This is a genomic window from Alkalibacillus sp. S2W (genome assembly GCF_046764385.1).
In the GTDB taxonomy this organism is placed as follows: Bacteria; Bacillota; Bacilli; order Bacillales; family Alkalibacillaceae; genus Alkalibacillus; species Alkalibacillus almallahensis.
In genome coordinates this window covers 2,520,722-2,540,180 of the sequence record NZ_CP177234.1, presented here as the reverse complement: position 1 = coordinate 2,540,180, position 19,459 = coordinate 2,520,722, and the positions used below count along the sequence as shown (strand labels likewise).

The 19,459-nt window shown below is 41.3% G+C and carries 15 protein-coding genes; 14 read left to right on the top strand and 1 reads right to left on the bottom strand.

Annotation, left to right across the window (positions count from 1 at the left end; all coding sequences use genetic code 11):
• Positions 1 to 277: 277 nt before the first annotated feature.
• Positions 278 to 2,023, bottom strand: a complete 1,746-nt coding sequence (locus tag ACKXGF_RS13115; protein ID WP_411954146.1) for a glutathione ABC transporter substrate-binding protein — start codon at positions 2,021 to 2,023, stop codon at positions 278 to 280.
• A gap of 486 nt (positions 2,024 to 2,509) precedes the next feature.
• Between ACKXGF_RS13115 and ACKXGF_RS13110 the strand changes: the two genes are divergently transcribed.
• From ACKXGF_RS13110 to hutG, 14 genes are all read left to right on the top strand, one after another.
• The gene (locus ACKXGF_RS13110; RefSeq protein ID WP_411954145.1) at positions 2,510 to 3,406 is read left to right on the top strand and encodes an ABC transporter permease; all 897 of its coding nucleotides are present in this window, start codon (positions 2,510 to 2,512) and stop codon (positions 3,404 to 3,406) included.
• 18 nt (positions 3,407 to 3,424) lie between these two features.
• Entirely contained in the window at positions 3,425 to 4,348 is a 924-nt protein-coding gene (locus ACKXGF_RS13105) for an ABC transporter permease (protein WP_411954144.1), read from the top strand.
• Between the two features lie 24 nt (positions 4,349 to 4,372).
• The gene (locus ACKXGF_RS13100) at positions 4,373 to 5,407 is read left to right on the top strand and encodes an ABC transporter ATP-binding protein (protein ID WP_411954143.1); all 1,035 of its coding nucleotides are present in this window, start codon (positions 4,373 to 4,375) and stop codon (positions 5,405 to 5,407) included.
• On the top strand, positions 5,373 to 6,410 hold the full coding sequence (locus ACKXGF_RS13095) for an ABC transporter ATP-binding protein (protein ID WP_411954142.1): 1,038 nt from the start codon (positions 5,373 to 5,375) through the stop codon (positions 6,408 to 6,410). The genes ACKXGF_RS13100 and ACKXGF_RS13095 overlap by 35 nt, the downstream gene beginning before the upstream one ends.
• A gap of 453 nt (positions 6,411 to 6,863) precedes the next feature.
• Complete coding sequence (ltrA, locus tag ACKXGF_RS13090) at positions 6,864 to 8,225, top strand: group II intron reverse transcriptase/maturase (RefSeq protein ID WP_411954141.1); 1,362 nt, start codon at positions 6,864 to 6,866, stop codon at positions 8,223 to 8,225.
• Between the two features lie 233 nt (positions 8,226 to 8,458).
• Positions 8,459 to 9,649, top strand: coding sequence for a glycine C-acetyltransferase (locus tag ACKXGF_RS13085; RefSeq protein WP_411954140.1), 1,191 nt, complete (start codon positions 8,459 to 8,461; stop codon positions 9,647 to 9,649).
• Positions 9,650 to 9,684: 35 nt separating this feature from the next.
• Positions 9,685 to 10,638, top strand: coding sequence for an L-threonine 3-dehydrogenase (locus ACKXGF_RS13080; protein ID WP_411954139.1), 954 nt, complete (start codon positions 9,685 to 9,687; stop codon positions 10,636 to 10,638).
• Positions 10,639 to 10,936: 298 nt separating this feature from the next.
• Entirely contained in the window at positions 10,937 to 12,499 is a 1,563-nt protein-coding gene (locus tag ACKXGF_RS13075; RefSeq protein ID WP_411954138.1) for a BCCT family transporter, read from the top strand.
• 386 nt (positions 12,500 to 12,885) lie between these two features.
• Positions 12,886 to 13,419 carry an acyl-CoA thioesterase gene (locus ACKXGF_RS13070; protein ID WP_411954137.1) on the top strand — a complete coding sequence of 178 codons (534 nt, stop codon included), beginning with the start codon at positions 12,886 to 12,888 and terminating at the stop codon, positions 13,417 to 13,419.
• 126 nt (positions 13,420 to 13,545) lie between these two features.
• Complete coding sequence (gene hutP / locus ACKXGF_RS13065; RefSeq protein WP_411954136.1) at positions 13,546 to 13,995, top strand: hut operon transcriptional regulator HutP; 450 nt, start codon at positions 13,546 to 13,548, stop codon at positions 13,993 to 13,995.
• Between the two features lie 89 nt (positions 13,996 to 14,084).
• The gene (hutH, locus tag ACKXGF_RS13060) at positions 14,085 to 15,584 is read left to right on the top strand and encodes a histidine ammonia-lyase (RefSeq protein ID WP_411954135.1); all 1,500 of its coding nucleotides are present in this window, start codon (positions 14,085 to 14,087) and stop codon (positions 15,582 to 15,584) included.
• Positions 15,584 to 17,239 carry a urocanate hydratase gene (gene hutU, locus ACKXGF_RS13055; RefSeq protein ID WP_411954134.1) on the top strand — a complete coding sequence of 552 codons (1,656 nt, stop codon included), beginning with the start codon at positions 15,584 to 15,586 and terminating at the stop codon, positions 17,237 to 17,239. The genes hutH and hutU overlap by 1 nt, the downstream gene beginning before the upstream one ends.
• Before the next feature lie 13 nt (positions 17,240 to 17,252).
• Complete coding sequence (gene hutI / locus ACKXGF_RS13050; protein ID WP_411954133.1) at positions 17,253 to 18,506, top strand: imidazolonepropionase; 1,254 nt, start codon at positions 17,253 to 17,255, stop codon at positions 18,504 to 18,506.
• The gene (gene hutG, locus ACKXGF_RS13045; RefSeq protein WP_411954132.1) at positions 18,499 to 19,443 is read left to right on the top strand and encodes a formimidoylglutamase; all 945 of its coding nucleotides are present in this window, start codon (positions 18,499 to 18,501) and stop codon (positions 19,441 to 19,443) included. The genes hutI and hutG overlap by 8 nt, the downstream gene beginning before the upstream one ends.
• Positions 19,444 to 19,459 lie beyond the last annotated feature (16 nt).

Below are 19,459 nucleotides of genomic sequence, written 5' to 3'. Positions count from 1 at the left end.
TTCCTCGGTGCAAGTAGCAGAGAAGCTTATTCGATGTAGTTGCCTGACTCGAGCCGTGCCCCTGCATAGAAAATACTGCGAAAAAAGAACGTAGTGAAATTGAACAGATGTTGCACTTGTGCCCTGTGGGTGCAAGCATCCACCGTAAGCGGATCACAATGAGGCCAACGGCAGCCATCAAAATCTCACTCTGAATTGTGTCTGTACCCCAACAAATATTTTAGAGCCATAAAAAAAGGCTGGCGCAATGGCCGGCCTTTTTTAGGTCGTTGATTACTTAGTTAGTAATTTCAACGTTCTTAATCTGATGGATACCTAATGGGTCTACAGAGTAGTTTTCAACATTCTCTCTTACACCTTTAAGGTTATCTTTATGGTGAATGTAAACCATTGGAGCAATATCAGTTAGAAGCTCTTGTGCTTCTGAGTAAATTTCTTTACGTTTTTCTTCGTCTGTTTCGCGACGACCTTCATCAAGTAACTTATCTAACTCTTCATTTTCTAAGAAAGAACGGTTACCTGTTGAACCTACTGCGCTTGAATGGAATAGTGCGTATAGACCATAGTCAGCATCACCAGTAACAGTTGACCAACCTAGAACGAACATGTCATGTTCACCGTTAGCTGTACGCTCTAAGTAAGTACCCCATTCTAGTTCTTGAACTTCTACATCAATGTTATACTCGCTTAATTTGTCTTGTACGTAAACAGCTGTTTCAACACGGGATTCGTTGTCGTTCGTCCATAGTGTTGTTTCGAAACCATCTTCATAACCAGCTTCGTTTAATAATTCTTGTGCACGATCTGGTTCATGTCCTAGACCTTCAACACTATCATCGTAACCGAATACGCCAGGAGCTAATGGGCCAGTTGCAACTGTACCATTTCCTTGGTAAATACCATCGATAATTTCTTGTTGGTTAATTGCTAAGTTAATTGCTTGGCGAACTTTCTTGTTATCGAATGGTTCTTTTTGCATGTTAAAGCCGATATAAGAAAGGCTGACAGATGGTACTTGCTCTACGCGCATGCCTTCGCCTTCTTCAACGTTAGATTTCTGCGTTGGTGTAATATCCGCAATGTGTGATTCGCCTGTTTCTAGTTCTGCTAGACGTGCACCAGGTTCTGGAACAACTTTGAATGTTACACTATCAAGCGTTGCAGGTTCACCCCAGTAATCTTCATAGCGTGTTAAAGTCGTTGATTCACCTGATGTACGAGAATCGAATTGGTAGTAACCTGTACCATAAGGGTTCTCTTGTACGTGAGTACCGACGAATTCAGTGATTTCGCCTGAAACCTCTTCAAATTCGCTACCGCCTTCAGCGCGTAATTCATAATACTCTTCGACTGACATATCTACGTCTTCAGCTTCTGATAAAGCATTTTCGTAGTCAGCATCGATAACTTCTTCACTAATCATACCACCAGCATCGTGAGCTAGGTGTGCAAGTAGTGGAGCGAATGGATATTCAGTTGTGATTTGAACTTCATAGTCTCCTTCAACTGAAACATCTGTAATCATTTCATAAAGGAAAGTACGTGGAGACGCCTGTGCTGGGTCAAGTACACGCTCAAGGTTTGCTTTTACAGCAGATGCTGTAAATTCAGTACCGTCATGGAACATAACGCCTTCACGTAGTGTGAATGACCAAGTTGTGTCATCAACTTGTTCCCAATCAGTTGCAAGACCTTCCTGAACCTCCATATCATCATTCTGTGTTACAAGTGTTTCGTAAATATTACTACGAACATTACTTGATGGCGTATCATTGTTACCGTGCGGATCTAAAGATACAATGTCTGCTGCCATTGCAATTTCTAGATCGTTACCTTCTGAACTGGAAGCTTCTTCATCACTGCTTCCTTCTTCACTACTTCCTTCATCACTGCTCGAATCTTCGCTTGAGCCTTCGTCGCCTGAACCGCCTTCATCGTCGGAACCGCCACCAGCGCAAGCTGCTAGAAATAGTGAAAGAACTAGCATTGCAGCTACGAGCCAAAGTGTTTTGTTTGACTTCATGCTTGTGTTACCCCCTTGAAAAATTGTTTTTAATGAGTCGAACCTAAATTAAATTTTAGGTAAGCTCTCAAAGATACTATAAACTATTTTCAAACTATTAGCAAGGTTATATTTAATCTAAAATATTATTTAGCATGCAGTTTCAGTATAACAATATGGATAAATATCAGATTTAATGAATAAATTTATTATTGTAGCATTATTCAGAATATATTTAATTCAAGGTAAATTCTTGTCAGGATTTGAAGATACGTTTATGATAGTTAAGAAGAAAGTAGACTCGCCGAACAAGCTTTCCAAAAACTGTTGTTACTGAAGCGCTTACAATTGTGTTAAAATGATGATTGTCCAACCGAAATTTTTGCACTATTTATGAAATTTGTAATATTTACGCTCTGAACAATATAATGGAAGATTCTGCTTAAGTTAATCGGTTAGATCATCAAAGAAAATAATAGGTTATGAAGTTAAAAGGGGGTATATACTATGTCGAATCAACAAGTAGAGGCAGCGCCTACTCAACCAAAAGTAGAAAATCCTCGTGTTAAAGCGGCGAAAGACTTTTATCGACGTTTGAAAAAGAACGTTCCTGCCTTAATCGGATTTTACACGATCTTAATATTAGTTATCTTTTCAATTATTGGACCGTGGATGTTATCGACAGATCCATCTGATACAGATGTTATTAACAAGTTCGCTGGACCATCAGCAGAACACTGGTTTGGGACAGACCACTTAGGTCGTGATATCTTTACTAGAATTGTTCATGGTATGAAACTAACGTTAGGAATTGGTTTTGCTTCTGTCTTTATGGGAGCAGCAATGGGGATTCCAATTGGTATTATTGCGGGGTATTACGGTGGTAAAATTGACGCCGTTATTATGCGTTTCATTGATATTCTACTTGCATTCCCTGGTATTCTATTAGCTTTAGCTATCGTTAGTATTCTAGGTGGTAGTTTAGTTAACGTAACAATTGCTGTTGCGATTTATGCTATCCCTGGATTTGCCAGAATTATTCGTGGTTCTACATTAGCTGCGAAAAATCTTGAATATGTCGATGCGATTAAAGCATTGGGAGCTGGAGATGGACGCATTATTTTCAAACACATCCTACCAAACGTTCTATCACCAGTGATTGTTAATGCGACACTTTATATTGCAACAGCGATTCTAACAGCAGCGGGTCTATCATTCTTAGGTATGGGTGCACAGCCACCTCAACCAGAGTGGGGTGCCATGTTAAACGATGGTCGAAGCTATATGCGTGACGCAGGACATATTGCGTTCTTCCCTGGTATGGCAATCGTCATTGTCGTGTTGGCATTTAATATTTTCGGTGACGGTTTACGTGATGCGTTAGACCCGAAAATGAAAAAATAGGAAAGAGGTGCAAACAAGATGACTGTATATATAATTCGTCGAGTGTTGCAGCTGATTCCGGTATTACTCGGTGTATCAATTCTAGTGTTCTCTTTAATGCACCTAACTCCGGGTAACCCGGCTCAGTTGATGGCTGGTGAAAGTGCACCACCTGATACAATCGAACAAATTGAAGAAAGTTTAGGTTTAAATGACCCACTCCCAGTACAGTATTGGGATTATATTTCCGGTGTTGTTCAAGGTGATTTAGGAACTTCAATGCGCTATAATACACCGGTAGCAGATGAAGTTTGGCCGAAGTTTATAGTGACCCTAGAACTATCAATCTACTCAACGATTTTAAGTATCTTTATGGGCTTATTAGCAGGTATTATTTCAGCAGTACGCCAGTATTCAATCTCAGATATTACCATTATGATTATAGCGTTATTTGGACTTTCGATGCCGAACTTCTGGTTAGGTTTAATGTTGATCCAATGGTTTGCTGTTAATCTTGGTTGGTTCCCACCTACAGGATGGGAAGGTCCTTCTAGCATTGTCTTACCAGTTATTTCACTCGGTACAGCAGGTGCGGCTATTATCGCTCGTATGACGCGTTCGAGTATGCTTGATGTCATCTCACAGGATTACATTCGAACAGCTCGTGCCAAAGGTGTTAAAAAACGTGTTATTATCTATAAACACGCACTAAAAAATGCTTTAATCCCAGTTGTTACCGTAGCTGGTTTACAATTCGGTGCTTTATTAGCAGGTGCTGTGTTAACAGAATCAGTCTTTGCGATTAACGGTATGGGACGTTTACTAGTCGATTCAATTATACAACGTGACTTCCCGGTTGTTCAGGCATGTATTCTTATTATTGCCGTTGTCTTCGTTGTCGTAAACTTAATTGTCGATATTTCGTATAAATTCCTTAATAAGCGAATTGATCTTAACGATTAATGATAGAAAGCGAGGTGTAACAAGATGAGCCAAGAAACAATTTTAGAAGTTAATGATCTACGAACGTCTTTCTTCGTAGAAGGTAATGAAGTAAAAGCTGTTGATGGCGTCACTTTCGACGTTCCTAAAGGTAAAACATTGGGAATCGTAGGTGAGTCCGGATCAGGTAAAAGTATTAGTGCGTTATCGATCCTTCAATTAATTGATTCTCCAGGTAAAATTGTGGGTGGCGAGATTAATTTTAAAGGCGATAACTTATTAAAATATAATGATAATCAAATGCGTAAAATCCGTGGTAACCAAATTTCGATGATTTTCCAAGAGCCGATGACATCGTTGAACCCGGTTTATACAGTGGGACAACAATTACGTGAAGCGTTAAAAATTCACCGTGGTTTAGGTAAAGAAGCAGGGACAGAAAAAGCTGTTGAATTACTTGAACTTGTCGGAATTCCTTCTCCACGTAGTCGTGTTACACAATATCCATTTGAATTGTCAGGTGGGATGCGTCAACGTGTGATGATCGCGATGGCTCTTGCTTGTGATCCTGAATTATTAGTTGCTGACGAACCAACAACAGCACTTGATGTAACGATTCAAGCCCAAATTTTAGAGTTATTAAAAGAATTACAAGATGAATTTGATATGTCTATTATTATGATTACCCACGATCTAGGTGTCGTTGCTGAAACATGTGATTATGTTGCGGTTATGTACTGTGGTAAAGTCGTAGAGTATGCAGATGTTAACACACTGTTCAAAAATCCACGTCATCCATACACGGTTGGACTTCTAAACTCTCTACCGCGTAGTGATGTTGACCAAGAAGAATTAGAGCCAATTCATGGTACAGTACCAGCGCCACATGAGATGCCAGTAGGGTGTCGATTTGCGCCGCGTTGCCCATTTGCGACGGACTTATGTCATGAGAAATTACCAGATCTTGAGGATATTGGTGATGAAGAACAAGTTCGTTGCTGGATTTACACTGATGAATGGGACGGCGATCCGGAGGTGAGAGTATATGAGCCAGAAGCAAGAACTACTAAAGATCAATAATTTAAAACAATACTTCCCGATTAAGGGAGGCATTTTAGGAAGAACTGTGAACCATGTTAAAGCGGTTGACGATATTTCCTTCAATATCTATGAAGGTGAAACAGTCAGTTTAGTAGGGGAGTCAGGTTGTGGTAAGTCAACAACTGGTCGTGCAATTTTAAGACTTGATGACCCAACTGACGGAACAGTTGAGTTTGACGGACAAGATTTACTTTCGATGAGTAAAAAAGAAATGCGCGATATGCGTAAAGACTTACAGATCATATTCCAAGACCCATATGCTTCATTAAATCCGCGTATGACAGTACGCCAAACATTAAACGAAGCAATGGAAATTCAAAAAGTTATACCGCAAGATGAGCGTAATGAAAAGATTGCAGAATTAATGGAAACAGTTGGTCTACAACCACACCAAGTTGATCGTTTCCCTCACGAATTCTCAGGTGGTCAACGTCAACGTATCGGTATTGCACGTGCTCTTTCAGTAAACCCGAAACTAATCGTCTGTGACGAAGCTGTATCAGCATTAGACGTATCGATTCAAGCACAAGTGTTAAACTTGCTTAAGAAATTCCAGAATGAGATGAACTTGACTTACTTATTCATTGCCCATGACTTAGGTGTCGTTCGTCACATTTCTGATCGTATTATTGTCATGTATCTTGGTAAGATTGTTGAAATGGGCGATACGAAATCCATTTTCGAAAACCCACAACATCCTTATACAAAAGCATTATTATCAGCGATTCCAGTACCAGATCCAGAGAAGAAAACAGATCGTATTTTCTTACAAGGTGATGTACCGTCACCAATGGATCCGCCAAAAGGTTGCCGCTTCCACACACGTTGTCCATTTGCGACAGAAAAATGTGCAGAAGAGACACCGGAATTAAGAAATGAAGATTATATGCAAGAAGGTCACGTAGCTGCATGTCACTACATGAAAGACATTGAAGCAGGCGTGCACCAACCAACCAAAGACACATCAGCAGTACGTGGCTAATGGTTATAGAAGCAGGGAGTTAAAAACTTCCTGCTTTTTTTAGTTTGCCTGGCATGGGTGAGCTCTAACGGGTGAAAGTCCTGAGTGCGACCTGGTAGTGGTAAGCACATAGTCGAAGGCAAGGGTGTCCATGGTGACATGGAATCTGAAGGAAGCCCTAGACAAATCTCTGGTCTGACGAATAGAAACTATATAAGAGGCAACGTATGAGGATAAGACTGCTAAAGAAGTTGAAGTCCTATAACTACTCATATCATGCGGTGTAAATATAGCAGATAGATGGAGAGAAAGAGCTCGCACCTTAACCAGGGAGGTCTCATTATCTACATCAAAGACTTGTAGTGATATAAGTTTGGATGATGAGAAGTCAGCTGAAGCCGTAGTAGTGAAGACATCTAACGAAAGTTAGAAAGAGCGAAGGGCTGAACAATTTTATGGTTACGGAAATCTCGATTGGAAGAGGAAAAAGACCACTGGCATACCGCGTTAAAGTGGATACCATCTTTACGAGAAAGAAAGGAAGTAACAAGCATGTACGATGAAAAACTGTTGGACTTGATTCTTAGGAAAGATAATCTTGACGAGGCACAAAAACGCGTCATTAAAAACAAAGGTGCTGCTGGTGTGGATGGCATGACGATTCAAGAGTTGCCATCATATATGGTGGAAAATCAAAAGAATATCATCCGCCAAATCAAACGAAGAGAGTATCAACCAGCACCAGTCAAAAGGGTTGAGATTCCTAAAGATAATGGGGGAGTTCGCCTACTAGGCATTCCAACTGTGGTTGATCGGGTTATTCAACAAGCAATAACACAAGTTCTAACTTCCAAGTTTAACCCACAATTTCATGAACATAGTTATGGGTTTAGACCAGGACGAAACGCTGAAATGGCGATACGTCAGTCACTTGAATTTATGAATGAAGGTTACGAATGGGTGGTGGATATAGACCTTGAACGTTTCTTTGATACGGTCAATCATGACCGTCTTATGAACCTTATTTCGAGAACGGTGAAAGATGGCGATGTGATCTCACTCATTAGAAAATTTCTAGTAAGTGGGGTGCAATTAGATGAAGGGTATAAGGAGACCATCATAGGAACACCACAAGGTGGCAATCTATCCCCGTTGTTAAGTAACATTATGTTGAACGAGTTAGACCAAGAACTCGACAATCGAGGCCTTCGCTTCGTTAGATACGCTGATGATTGTATCATTATGGTCAAAAGCGAGATGTCCGCGAATCGCGTTATGCGCTCGGTATCAACATTTATCGAAGAGAAGCTTGGCCTGACCGTCAACACAACGAAATCAAAAGTAACCAAACCCAATAACCCTGATTTGAAGTTTCTTGGTTTTGGCTTCTTTATAGATTACCAAAGTCATGAGTATAAAGCAAAGCCACATCAGACATCCATCGAAACGTTCAAATATAAACTGAAACAGTTAACCAAAAGAAATTGGAGTGTTGATACGAAGTATCAAGTGGAACGGATTAACCAACTCATAAGAGGTTGGGTTAATTACTTTAGGATAGGTTATATGAAAAGCCTTTTGGACCGTGTTGACTCCCATACGAGGATTCGCCTAAGAGCGTGCATATGGACAAAGTGGAAAACACCTAAGAACAGGAGAAAGAATCTAATTAAATTAGGCATGAGTAAATACAATGCTTACAGAAACAGCTATACAAGTAAAGGTGCGGTTCGCACCGCTTACTCCTGGATTCTTACAACCACAATAACCAACAAGAGACTAGCCCAATTCGGGCTAGTCTCCTCTGCACAACATTATAAGAAAGTACGTGTTTAAATAAAATTGAACCGCCGTATACGGAACCGTACGTACGGTGGTGTGAGAGGTCGGAGGTTAATCACCTCCTCCTACTCGATTGTACAAATTACTTCGTATCTCATTTACGGAATAGCTAAAGCTAATGCTTATGGCGCTATAAACCGATTAAAGTGGTAACTCAATTTATAACCCACAAAAAAACAAAACATGTTATCATATGTATGGAGTGAAACTAGCTTAGGAGGGACATTATGCCAAGTGAAACATTAGATCAATTTTTACAACAAAACTTACAAGATTTAAAAGATCAAGGGCTTTACAATGAAATCGACCCTGTCGATGGTGCGAACGGTCCTGAAATAACAATTGACGGTCAAAAACTGATTAACTTATCATCGAATAACTACTTAGGTTTAGCGACGGATGAACGTTTGAAAGAAGTTGCTAAAGATGCCGTTGATTCACACGGTGTTGGTGCTGGTGCAGTTCGTACAATCAATGGTACGTTAGACTTGCACGTGAAATTAGAAGAGAAAATTGCAGAATTTAAAGGAACAGAAGCAGCGATTGCGTATCAATCAGGGTTTAATTGCAACATGGCAGCGATTTCAGCTGTAATGGATAAAAATGATGCGATATTATCCGATTCATTAAACCATGCTTCGATCATTGATGGTTGTCGCCTATCAAAGGCAAAGATTATTCCTTTTGAACACAGTAATATGGAAGATTTACGTCAGAAGGCAAAAGAAGCAACAGAATCTGGTCAATATAACAAAATCATGGTCATTACAGATGGAGTCTTCTCAATGGATGGTGATATTGCGAAGTTACCTGAAATCGTTGAAGTCGCTGAAGAATTTGACCTTATTACTTATGTTGACGATGCGCACGGTTCAGGTGTTCTTGGTAAAGGTGCAGGAACAGTGAAGCATTTCGGCTTACAAGATAAAATTGACTTCCAAATGGGCACATTATCGAAAGCGATCGGCGTTGTCGGCGGTTATGTTGCGGGTAAACAAGAACTAATTGACTGGCTTAAAGTCCGCTCTCGTCCGTTCTTATTCTCAACATCATTATCGCCAGCAGACGTTGCAGCATCACGTAAAGCGATTGATTTATTAATGGAATCGACAGATCTTTACGATCAAATGTGGGAAAACGGTAATTACTTAAAAGCAGGCCTTAAAGAATTAGGCTTCGATATCGGCCAAAGTGAAACACCGATCACGCCATGTATTATTGGGGATGAAAAAACGACGCAACAATTTAGTAAACGGCTAAACGAAGAAGGCGTTTATGCGAAAGCAATCGTCTTTCCAACAGTACCACGCGGAACAGGTCGTGTCCGTAATATGCCGACAGCAGCTCATACAAAAGAAATGTTAGATCAAGCGATTAAGACCTATGAAAAAGTTGGTAAAGAATTAGGGGTAATCTAATCGAGAAGTAGAACATAACGGGAGGAGAACCGGAGATGAATAAAATATTAATTACCGGATCGTTAGGTCAAATTGGTTCGGAATTAACGATGGCTTTACGAGAACGTTATGGTCATCAGCAGGTGATTGCAACAGATATTCGCGAAGCTGACCATCCTGTTGTGACAAGTGGTCCATTCGAAACACTTGATGTAACAGATGGTGATGCGATGCAGGAGATAGCAGACCGTTACCAAGTAGATACGATTATTCATTTAGCGGCATTATTATCAGCCAAAGCTGAAAACAATCCGCAACTAGCATGGAATTTAAATATGAATGGGTTAATGAATGCGCTTGAAGTTGCTCGAAAACGAGAAGCGAAATTTTTCACACCAAGCTCGATTGGTGCATTTGGTCCAACCACACCAAAAGATCAAACACCACAATTAACAGTGCAACGTCCAACAACAATGTATGGGGTGAATAAAGTCGCTGGTGAGTTACTGTGTGACTATTATTTTGAACGATTTGGCGTTGATACGAGAAGCGTTCGTTTCCCTGGATTGATTTCATATGATACAGAACCAGGCGGCGGGACAACAGATTATGCGGTCGAAATGTATTATGAAGCGTTAAAACAAGGTCGATATACATCTTATATAGCAGCAGGTACTTACATGGATATGATGTATATGCCAGATGCTGTTAAGGCCATTATTGATTTGATGGAAGCGGATCCCGCTCGTCTCAAAAATCGAAATGCCTATAACGTGACAGCCATGAGTGCTGCACCAGAAGATTTTGCACGGGCAATTCAACAACATATCCCAGAGTTTGAATTGGATTATGATGTCGATCCAGTACGCCAAGCAATCGCAGATAGTTGGCCAAACTCAATTGACTCTAAAGCCGCAAAAGACGAATGGGATTTCACCATTGACTATGATCTCAACAAAATGACAGAAGATATGCTAACCCAGCTCAAACAAAAGCTAGTGTTAGACTAATTTATTCTCCCCACGAGTGTAATTAGCTCGTGGGGATTATTTATTGCTCAAAAAAATTAGCCATAATCCTCATAACTTCTAAAAAGTAGCAAATAACAAGACAAGAGGATAAATAGAGCGACATACTATAGGTCAGCTATCGACAGCTTTAAAATTCGCACGTTTTGCCTAAATCACTTTGCTATAAAATTTTTGACGAATAAACTAGATTAGACTAAAATTTAAGAATAATTGTGTAAAAAAACATGTCACAAAAAAGACACAGCACACAATTCACCAAAATTACAGGAGGACAAGGATGAAGAAAAAATACTATTCCGAAGAATACTTAGGAACAGGGACGCAATGGGGTCCATTTGCGATCAGTGGAGGATTCTTGTTATTATTTCTTATTTTAGCGTTTTTCACTCCCGATTTCGCGTCAACAGCGGTTAATAAATCCTTTGATTTTTCCGCTAAGTATTTCGGTTTATTCTGGCAACTACTAATGCTTGCCACGTTAATTGTTAGTTTAATTTTAATGTTTTCACGCTACGGTCGTGTTCGTTTAGGTAATAAAGAAGAGGCCCAATATAGTAATTTTCGTTGGATTGCAATGATTACAACAACGTTATTGGCAGCAGGTGGCGTATTTTGGGCTTCAAGTGAACCGATTTCTCACTATGTGACTACACCGCCATTATTTGCTGAAGAAGGATTGAGTGAGTGGAATCGTGTTGTACCAGGTTTAGCACAAGCCTTTTTCCACTGGGGCTTCTCAGCATGGGCGATATTAGGTACTGTTGCAACAATCGTCATTATGTATGCACACTACCATAAAGGTATGCCCCTTAAGCCAAGAACGATGTTATATCCGGTATTTGGTGATAAAATTTTTCGCCGGTTTAACGTATGGGGTGTCTTAGCCGATGTCACATCAATTATTGCTGTTGCAGCAGGTACTATTGGTGCAATTGGCTTCTTAGGTATTCAAGCCGCATATGCTTTTGAAGATGTTTTCGGTGTTCCAAGTACATTGTTTACACAAATTTCGTTTATTATTATTCTTGTAACCATTGCGAGTATTTCAGCTATTTCGGGTGTTGATCGAGGGATTCAGTTATTAAGCCGATTTAATGTTGGTTTTGCGATTGTCTTAATGATTATCATTTTAATTATTGGTCCGACAATGTTTATATTAGACGCATTCATCACAGCTGAGGCATTCCAAATGCAAAACTTCTTAATGATGAGTTTAACTCGTGGTGATGGTGCATGGTTAAGCTGGTGGACTGTCTTCTTCTGGGGTTGGTTCATTGGTTTCGGGCCTATGATGGCAATCTTTATCGCTCGTATTTCCCGTGGTCGTACAATTCGTGAACTTGTTGTCGCAGTTGCGATTATGGCACCATTAGTCAGTAACTTCTGGTTCGCAACATTAGGTGGCTCTGGACTATCATTTGAAATGGACAATCCAGGTGTTATTTCCGATCCGCTTAATAATGTTGGTCAAGAAGCCGCTGTTGCAGCTATATTAGAACAATTGCCATTTAGTACCTTCTTGGCGTTATGTTTCTTAATTATTACGGTCGTGTTCGTTGCAACAACAACTGACTCCATGTCATATGCATCAGCTGTTGCTATAACAGGTAATGATGAACCGAGCAAATATGTTCGAGTCTTCTGGGCTCTAACATTTGGTGCAGTCGCAGCTACACTGATTGCAATTGGTGATGGTAGTGGTGACAGTATCGGTATGTTACAGAACTTTATCGTTGTGTCAGCCGTTCCAGTCTCGCTCTTAATATTACCGCCTGTTTGGGACTCCGTGAAAGTCGCCAAACGATTAGCAGAAGAACAAGGAATCAAAAAGAAAGATTAACTTAAAAAAGGATTGTTATAACTGAGTATTGATGAATTATATTGGTTATAATTACAAAGTTGTTGAATTGTAAGAAGCGAAGGTGGCGACTCCAGCAGGAACAGCACGCGTCTCGAGACCCCGCAGGCCGCGTTTTTGGGCCGAGGAGGCTCGAGCCGTGCCTGCGGAAAGCGTCCACCGAAAGCGGATCACAATATCAACAACGGACTTTATCAGAGTTACTGAAAAAAGGTTTGTGGGGGATACTCCGCAAACCTTTTTATTTACCTGAGTATTATGCGTGTCAAAGAAGCTTACGCGTGATATAATATGAACGGTTTTCGCCACATTAGGCGACAGAATATAAAGTGATATTCAACTAAATTTATAGATAAAGGATGATGATCATGGAAGCGAAACCGTGTATTCAATCATTAACGGTCAAAAATTCGTTCGTCCTCCCACCAGATACAAACGGTCACGGGACATTGTTTGGTGGTCAATTAATGCGCTACATGGATGATGTAGCAGCAATCGCCGCAACTCGTCATGCACGTACACCAGTTGTGACAGCTTCGACTGATTCTGTCGACTTTTTAGCCCCAGTGCATGAAGGAAGCACCATTTGTTTAGAAGCTTTCGTGACGTGGACTTCAACATCTTCAATGGAAGTGTTTGTTAAAGCCATCACAGAAAATTTACTAACAGGTGAGCGTACTGTTTGTACCACAGCGTTTTTAACAATGGTTGCAGTAGGTGAAGATGGTACACCGCTTGAAGTACCGCCTGTTTATCCTGAATCCAGTGAAGAGAAATGGTTAAATGCAGGAGCGGCTGAACGTGCGGATTACCGTAAAAAACGCCGTAAAGAATCGAAAATGTTGGCTGAACGTTTTGGTGCCGACTTCCCTTGGGATCCAACGCATAACCACAAAGATTAATGAATAGGTATTAAGTAGAAACGCTATTTGATGGCCTCATCGAATAGCGTTTTATTTTACATTGACTTTTTTTCGAAATTGTTTTACAATTTTAGATGAAAATTGAATGAAATGATGGTGTTGTGAATGGTTGACCAACCACAACGGCCGATTGGCAAGTCAGCGCTTCAATTAGTATTAGCCACTAGTGAAGAGCAAGAAGCGTTAGTCGAAACAATCGAAGCCGCTGGTTATCAGACGTGTTTAGGTAAGACAGGATCAATGGAATTACAAAAGGTTGTTTCAGCCATCGAAACCGCAGCTAAGCGCCAGGGATTAATTGATGAATCCTTATACCGCGAAATGCACGCGCTGTATCATGCGATTTTAGAAGCCGTACAAGGTGTGACACGTGGTCAAGCACAGCTTGGTGATGTCATGCGGACAGTTGGACTCAAATTTGTCATAGTCCGTGGAATAGCTTATGAAAACCAAGCTGAAGGTGAATGGATTGCCGTTGCTTTATACGGGACGATTGGTGCGCCAGTGCGGGGGTTAGAACACGAAACAGCTGGTTTAGGAATTAATCATATATAAATGAAGCCCATAAGTTATTAGCGAAAAGGGGGCTTATTCTTAGTGTGTCTAAGAATAAGCCCCTTTTATTATGTGTTGGAGGTGATGATATGACCGTTGAGTTAAATGGATATGAATTGACATTAGATGATATTGAGAAAATCGTGCGAAATGCTGAACCCGTAGCCATTTCAAGTGATGCCTATGCCCGTCTAATGAAGAGTCGCGCACATGTCGAAGGGGCGCTAGCCGGTCATCAAAAGTTGTATGGTATTAATACAGGGTTCGGTAAGTTTAGTGATGTGGAAATTGATGAAACCGATTTAGATGATCTACAAAAACACTTGATCTACTCCCATGCTTGCGGTGTAGGTGAACCATTTTCAGAATCGGTAAGTCGTACGATGGTCTTATTACGCGCGAATGCCTTATTAAAGGGTTACTCAGGTGTGCGTCCAGTTGTCGTTGAAACACTTTGTCAATTACTCAATAAGCAGATTAGCCCTGTTATCCCGTCACAAGGTTCGTTAGGCGCGAGCGGTGACTTAGCACCACTTGCTCATTTGGCACTAGTGTTACTTGATGATGGTGAGGTATTTACAAAAGAGGGACGTCAACCAACTAAAGGGGTTTTAAAAGAACATGACATTCAACCTATTAACTTACAAGCCAAAGAAGGGTTAGCTTTAATTAATGGTACGCAAGCCATGACAGCAGTAGGCGTCCAAACGTATTTACAAGCAGAACGATTGCTAAAACAATCTGAACAAATAGCCGCGATGACAATAGAAGGACTTGAAGCAATCATTGACGCCTTTGATGAGCGCGTTCATTTAGCGCGTGGTTATGATGAACAAACTGCTGTCGCTAGAAGAATGCGAGATTTATTACAAGACAGTCAATTAACGACATCACAAGGCGAAAAACGTGTTCAAGATGCTTATACGATCCGTTGTCTGCCACAAGTTCACGGAGCTTCTTGGCAAACGCTTGATTATGTTCGGGATAAGTTAGACATAGAAATCAATGCAGCGACAGACAACCCACTTATTTTTGAAAATGGCGATGTCGTCTCAGGTGGTAATTTCCACGGGCAGCCGATAGCGATTGCGATGGACTTATTAAAAATTGGCGTATCTGAAATCGCTAATATTTCAGAAAGGCGGATTGAACGTTTAGTTAATCCACAACTCAATGATTTACCGCCATTTTTAAGCCCTGAGCCAGGTTTACAGTCAGGGGCTATGATCATGCAATATACAGCAGCGTCACTCGTATCTGAAAACAAGACATTAGCGCATCCGGCGAGTGTGGATTCGATTCCGTCATCTGCTAATCAAGAAGATCATGTGAGTATGGGGACCATTGCTGCTCGACACGCACAACAGATTACTCATAACGTCCAGCGTGTTTTAGCGATTGAGTTAATTTGTGCGATGGAAGCTGTCGAGGTAAAAGGAGTTAACCGAATGGCTCAGAAGACGCGCCAATTATTGGATGAAGCGAGAGAAATCATTCCTTCGATTACCGAAGACCGACCATTTTCATACGACATTGAAGCTCTAACAACATGGTTAATGGATGATTCAAAACGTAAGGAGGTCATTTAATGGTAAAGTCAATTAAAGCACCACACGGAAAGGAATTAAAGACAAAAGGGTGGGTGCAAGAAGCAGCGATCCGCATGCTAATGAACAATTTAGATCCAGATGTCGCCGAAAATCCAGATGAACTCGTTGTTTATGGTGGAATAGGTAAAGCAGCGCGAAATTGGGAGAGCTATCATGCGATTGTGCGTGAATTAGAACAACTTGAGAACGATCAAACCTTGATGATTCAGTCGGGAAAACCTGTTGCCGTTTTTCAATCACATGCTGATGCACCGCGCGTGTTACTCGCCAATTCTAATTTAGTGCCAGCTTGGGCGAATTGGGATCATTTTCGTGAGTTAGATCAAGCTGGTCTCATGATGTATGGCCAAATGACAGCGGGAAGTTGGATTTATATTGGGACACAAGGCATTCTGCAAGGGACTTATGAAACATTTGCAGAGGCTGCTAGACAACATTTTAATGGCTCTTTACGTGGGACATTGACGTTAACGGCTGGATTAGGAGGAATGGGTGGCGCACAACCTTTAGCTGTGACAATGAACGATGGCGTTGTGATTGTGGTTGAAGTCGATGAAGCTCGGATTAAACGGCGAATCGAGCATCGTTATTTAGATCAGATCGCTCATTCTTTAGATGAAGCCTTGAAAATAGCTAATCAAGCCCAATTAAACGGTGATGCACTATCAATTGGGCTTGTTGGTAATGCGGCTGAAGTGTTTCAGAATATGGTGGAACTTGGTGTGACACCTGATTTAGTCACTGATCAGACGTCAGCGCACGATCCCCTTAATGGTTATGTTCCGATTGGCTATTCATTGGATCAAGCAGCGGTTAGACGTCAAGAAGATGAAATGCAGTATCTAACCGATTCAAGACAAAGTATGAAACAACATGTAGAGGCGATGCTCACATTACAAGAACGGGGCGCGATCGCATTTGATTATGGAAACAATATTCGTCAAGAGGCTTATAATGTCGGCTTAAATCAAGCCTTCGATTTTCCTGGATTTGTTCCAGCCTTTATTCGCCCACAGTTTTGTGAGGGGAAAGGGCCTTTTCGTTGGGCAGCACTATCAGGTGATCCAAACGACATTTACCGAATCGATCGAGCTTTAAAAGAGACGTTCCCAGGCAATGATCATTTAAATCGTTGGATTGATATGGCTCAAGAGCGTGTGCAATTCCAAGGCTTGCCGGCCCGGATTTGTTGGTTAGGTTATGGTGAGCGAGCCCGCTTTGGTCAAGTGATTAATGATTTAGTTGCATCAGGTGAGGTATCAGCTCCCATTGTCATTGGACGCGATCATTTAGATGCTGGTTCTGTTGCGTCGCCCAATCGAGAAACGGAATCGATGCTAGATGGCAGTGATGCCGTGGCAGACTGGCCGATTTTGAATGCCCTGATTAATAGTGTGAATGGCGCTAGTTGGGTATCTGTGCATCACGGTGGTGGTGTCGGAATGGGTTATTCGCTTCATGCTGGCATGGTGATTGTAGCTGATGGAACAAAAGAAGCAGAAGCTAGACTTAATCGAGTTTTAACCTCTGATCCAGGTATGGGAGTCGCGCGCCATGTTGATGCTAGCTATGAAAAGGCTGAAGAAACGGCACGACAAAAAGGTGTTCACATACCAATGATCGATCATAATTAAGGGAGGGGTCTCTATGAGAATACTACTGTATCAAATCGGACAATTATTAACGATGGATGACCACGATGGACCTGTTCGTGGAAAGGCCATGCAGCAATTATCCACGTATGAACGATATGCTATCTTAATAGAGGATGGAAAAGTGGTACGAATCGCACCTAGTGTTGAGTTGGAGCAAGTGACAGCAGATGAAAAGATAGATTGTCACGGTAAGCTTGTGACACCAGGTATCGTTGAACCACATACTCATTTAGTGTTTGGAGGATCACGAGAACATGAAATGGCTTTAAAACAGCAGGGCGTCCCTTATTTAGATATTTTAAAACGAGGTGGCGGCATTTTATCGACGGTTCGTTCGACTCGAGAAGCTTCAGAAGATGTTCTCTATGATAAAGCGATGTTTCACTTAGATCGCATGGCACAATTCGGGATTACAACGGTTGAGGCTAAAAGTGGCTACGGGATGGACCGCGAGACAGAACTTAAGCAATTACGTGTCGCTCAGAAAGCTAATCAGAATCATCCACTAGATATAGTGTCGACATTCTTAGGGGCACATGCGATTACTGAAGATTATCGTGATAATCCAGATGCTCTCTTAGATGAAATGGCTAAGATGTTTCCGCAAATCAAAGAGGAGAATTTAGCTGAATTCGTTGATATTTTTACCGAAACGGGCGTGTTTACCGTTGAGCAATCTAGACGTTATTTAAACGAAGCGAAAAAATATGGCTTCGATGTAAAATTGCACGCGGATGAAATTGATCCATTAGGTGGAACGGAACTAGCTGTTGAATTAAACGCTAAGTCAGGAGATCACTTAGCCGTAGCAACCGATGAAGGCATTCGCCAACTTGGAAACTCAAAGACAATCGGAGTGCTCTTACCTGGGACGATCTTTTATCTAGGTAAGGGTGACTACGCTCGAGCACGTAAGATGATTGAAGCGGGCACTGCCATTGCTTTATCGACCGATTTCAATCCTGGAAGTTCGGTCACAGAGAATATTCAGCTGATTATGTCTCTAGCTGCCTTAAAGATGAAGATGACACCAGAAGAAATTTGGTATGCCGTTACAACGAATGCGGCGCATGCGATTAATCGCGGGGATACTGCTGGTAAGATCTTAGAAGGTCACCAAGCTGATATCGTGATTTGGGACGCGCCTAATTATCAATATATTCCTTATCATTACGGGGTTAACCACGTGAATACAGTTATGAAAGCAGGACGAATCTTGTACCAGAGAGGTGGTTTAATTGGCTGATCATTTAAAACCTGCTGGTCAGGCTAAATTTAAAGACCAACACGTCACGAAATTTGATGAATTGCTTATTGAAGCGGACGGTGAGCACCGTCGATACGGGCTGGTTGGGGCACCTCTATCCAAGCCATCGATTAGTCATTCTGGGGCAGCCTTCGCACCAGGGGCGATTCGTCAGGCAATGGCTAGTTACTCGACTTATTCTAATGGGTTAGGGATTGATTTTAATCACGAACAAGTGACTGATTTTGGAGATATCAATATGCATCCAACTGATATCCCAGGTTCACAAGATCGAATCACTGAATCGATTAAAACAATATTAAATCGTCAAGAAGTCGATGAACTCTTTCTATTAGGTGGCGACCATTCAGTGACATACCCTTCACTAAAAGCGTATCAGCAACAAGTCGGGACGGTTGGTGTGATTCAATTTGATGCCCATCATGACCTTCGAAATTTACAAGATGGTGGGCCAACGAACGGGACTCCTTTCCGCCGTGCCGTAGAGGATCAAGTCTTAAGAGGCGATCATCTTGTACAAATTGGAATCCGTGATTTTACGAACGCTGCTGCTTATGATCAATTTGCAAAAGACCAAGGTGTGACCGTTTTTACGATGGATGATGTGAAAGAGCAAGGCGTTGAGGCATTAGTTGACCAAGCTATTCAGCATCTTATTGATCAAGTCGATCTAATTTATTTATCAGTTGACATGGACGTCCTCGACCAAGCATACGCACCAGGCTGCCCAGCGATTGGTCCAGGTGGTATGACGAGTCATGATTTACTGACAGGTGTAGAGCGAGCTTCAAATTCTGACGCCGTTAAAGCTATGGATATTGTTGAAATAGATCCAACCATTGATTTCCGCAACATGACCAGCCGTGTAGCAGCTCATGTTATGTTTTCATATTGGAAAGGTAAAATTAACCCCTAGCAGGATTTTGACAAAA

Bases quoted from the DNA above. Each gene is read 5' to 3' on its own strand.
- ACKXGF_RS13115 (WP_411954146.1), bottom strand. From the start codon at position 2,023: ATGAAGTCAAACAAAACACTTTGGCTCGTAGCTGCAATGCTAGTTCTT.
- ACKXGF_RS13110 (WP_411954145.1), top strand. From the start codon at position 2,510: ATGTCGAATCAACAAGTAGAGGCAGCGCCTACTCAACCAAAAGTAGAA.
- ACKXGF_RS13105 (WP_411954144.1), top strand. From the start codon at position 3,425: ATGACTGTATATATAATTCGTCGAGTGTTGCAGCTGATTCCGGTATTA.
- ACKXGF_RS13100 (WP_411954143.1), top strand. From the start codon at position 4,373: ATGAGCCAAGAAACAATTTTAGAAGTTAATGATCTACGAACGTCTTTC.
- ACKXGF_RS13095 (WP_411954142.1), top strand. From the start codon at position 5,373: ATGAGCCAGAAGCAAGAACTACTAAAGATCAATAATTTAAAACAATAC.
- ACKXGF_RS13085 (WP_411954140.1), top strand. From the start codon at position 8,459: ATGCCAAGTGAAACATTAGATCAATTTTTACAACAAAACTTACAAGAT.
- ACKXGF_RS13080 (WP_411954139.1), top strand. From the start codon at position 9,685: ATGAATAAAATATTAATTACCGGATCGTTAGGTCAAATTGGTTCGGAA.
- ACKXGF_RS13075 (WP_411954138.1), top strand. From the start codon at position 10,937: ATGAAGAAAAAATACTATTCCGAAGAATACTTAGGAACAGGGACGCAA.
- ACKXGF_RS13070 (WP_411954137.1), top strand. From the start codon at position 12,886: ATGGAAGCGAAACCGTGTATTCAATCATTAACGGTCAAAAATTCGTTC.
- hutP (WP_411954136.1), top strand. From the start codon at position 13,546: ATGGTTGACCAACCACAACGGCCGATTGGCAAGTCAGCGCTTCAATTA.
- hutH (WP_411954135.1), top strand. From the start codon at position 14,085: ATGACCGTTGAGTTAAATGGATATGAATTGACATTAGATGATATTGAG.
- hutU (WP_411954134.1), top strand. From the start codon at position 15,584: ATGGTAAAGTCAATTAAAGCACCACACGGAAAGGAATTAAAGACAAAA.
- hutI (WP_411954133.1), top strand. From the start codon at position 17,253: ATGAGAATACTACTGTATCAAATCGGACAATTATTAACGATGGATGAC.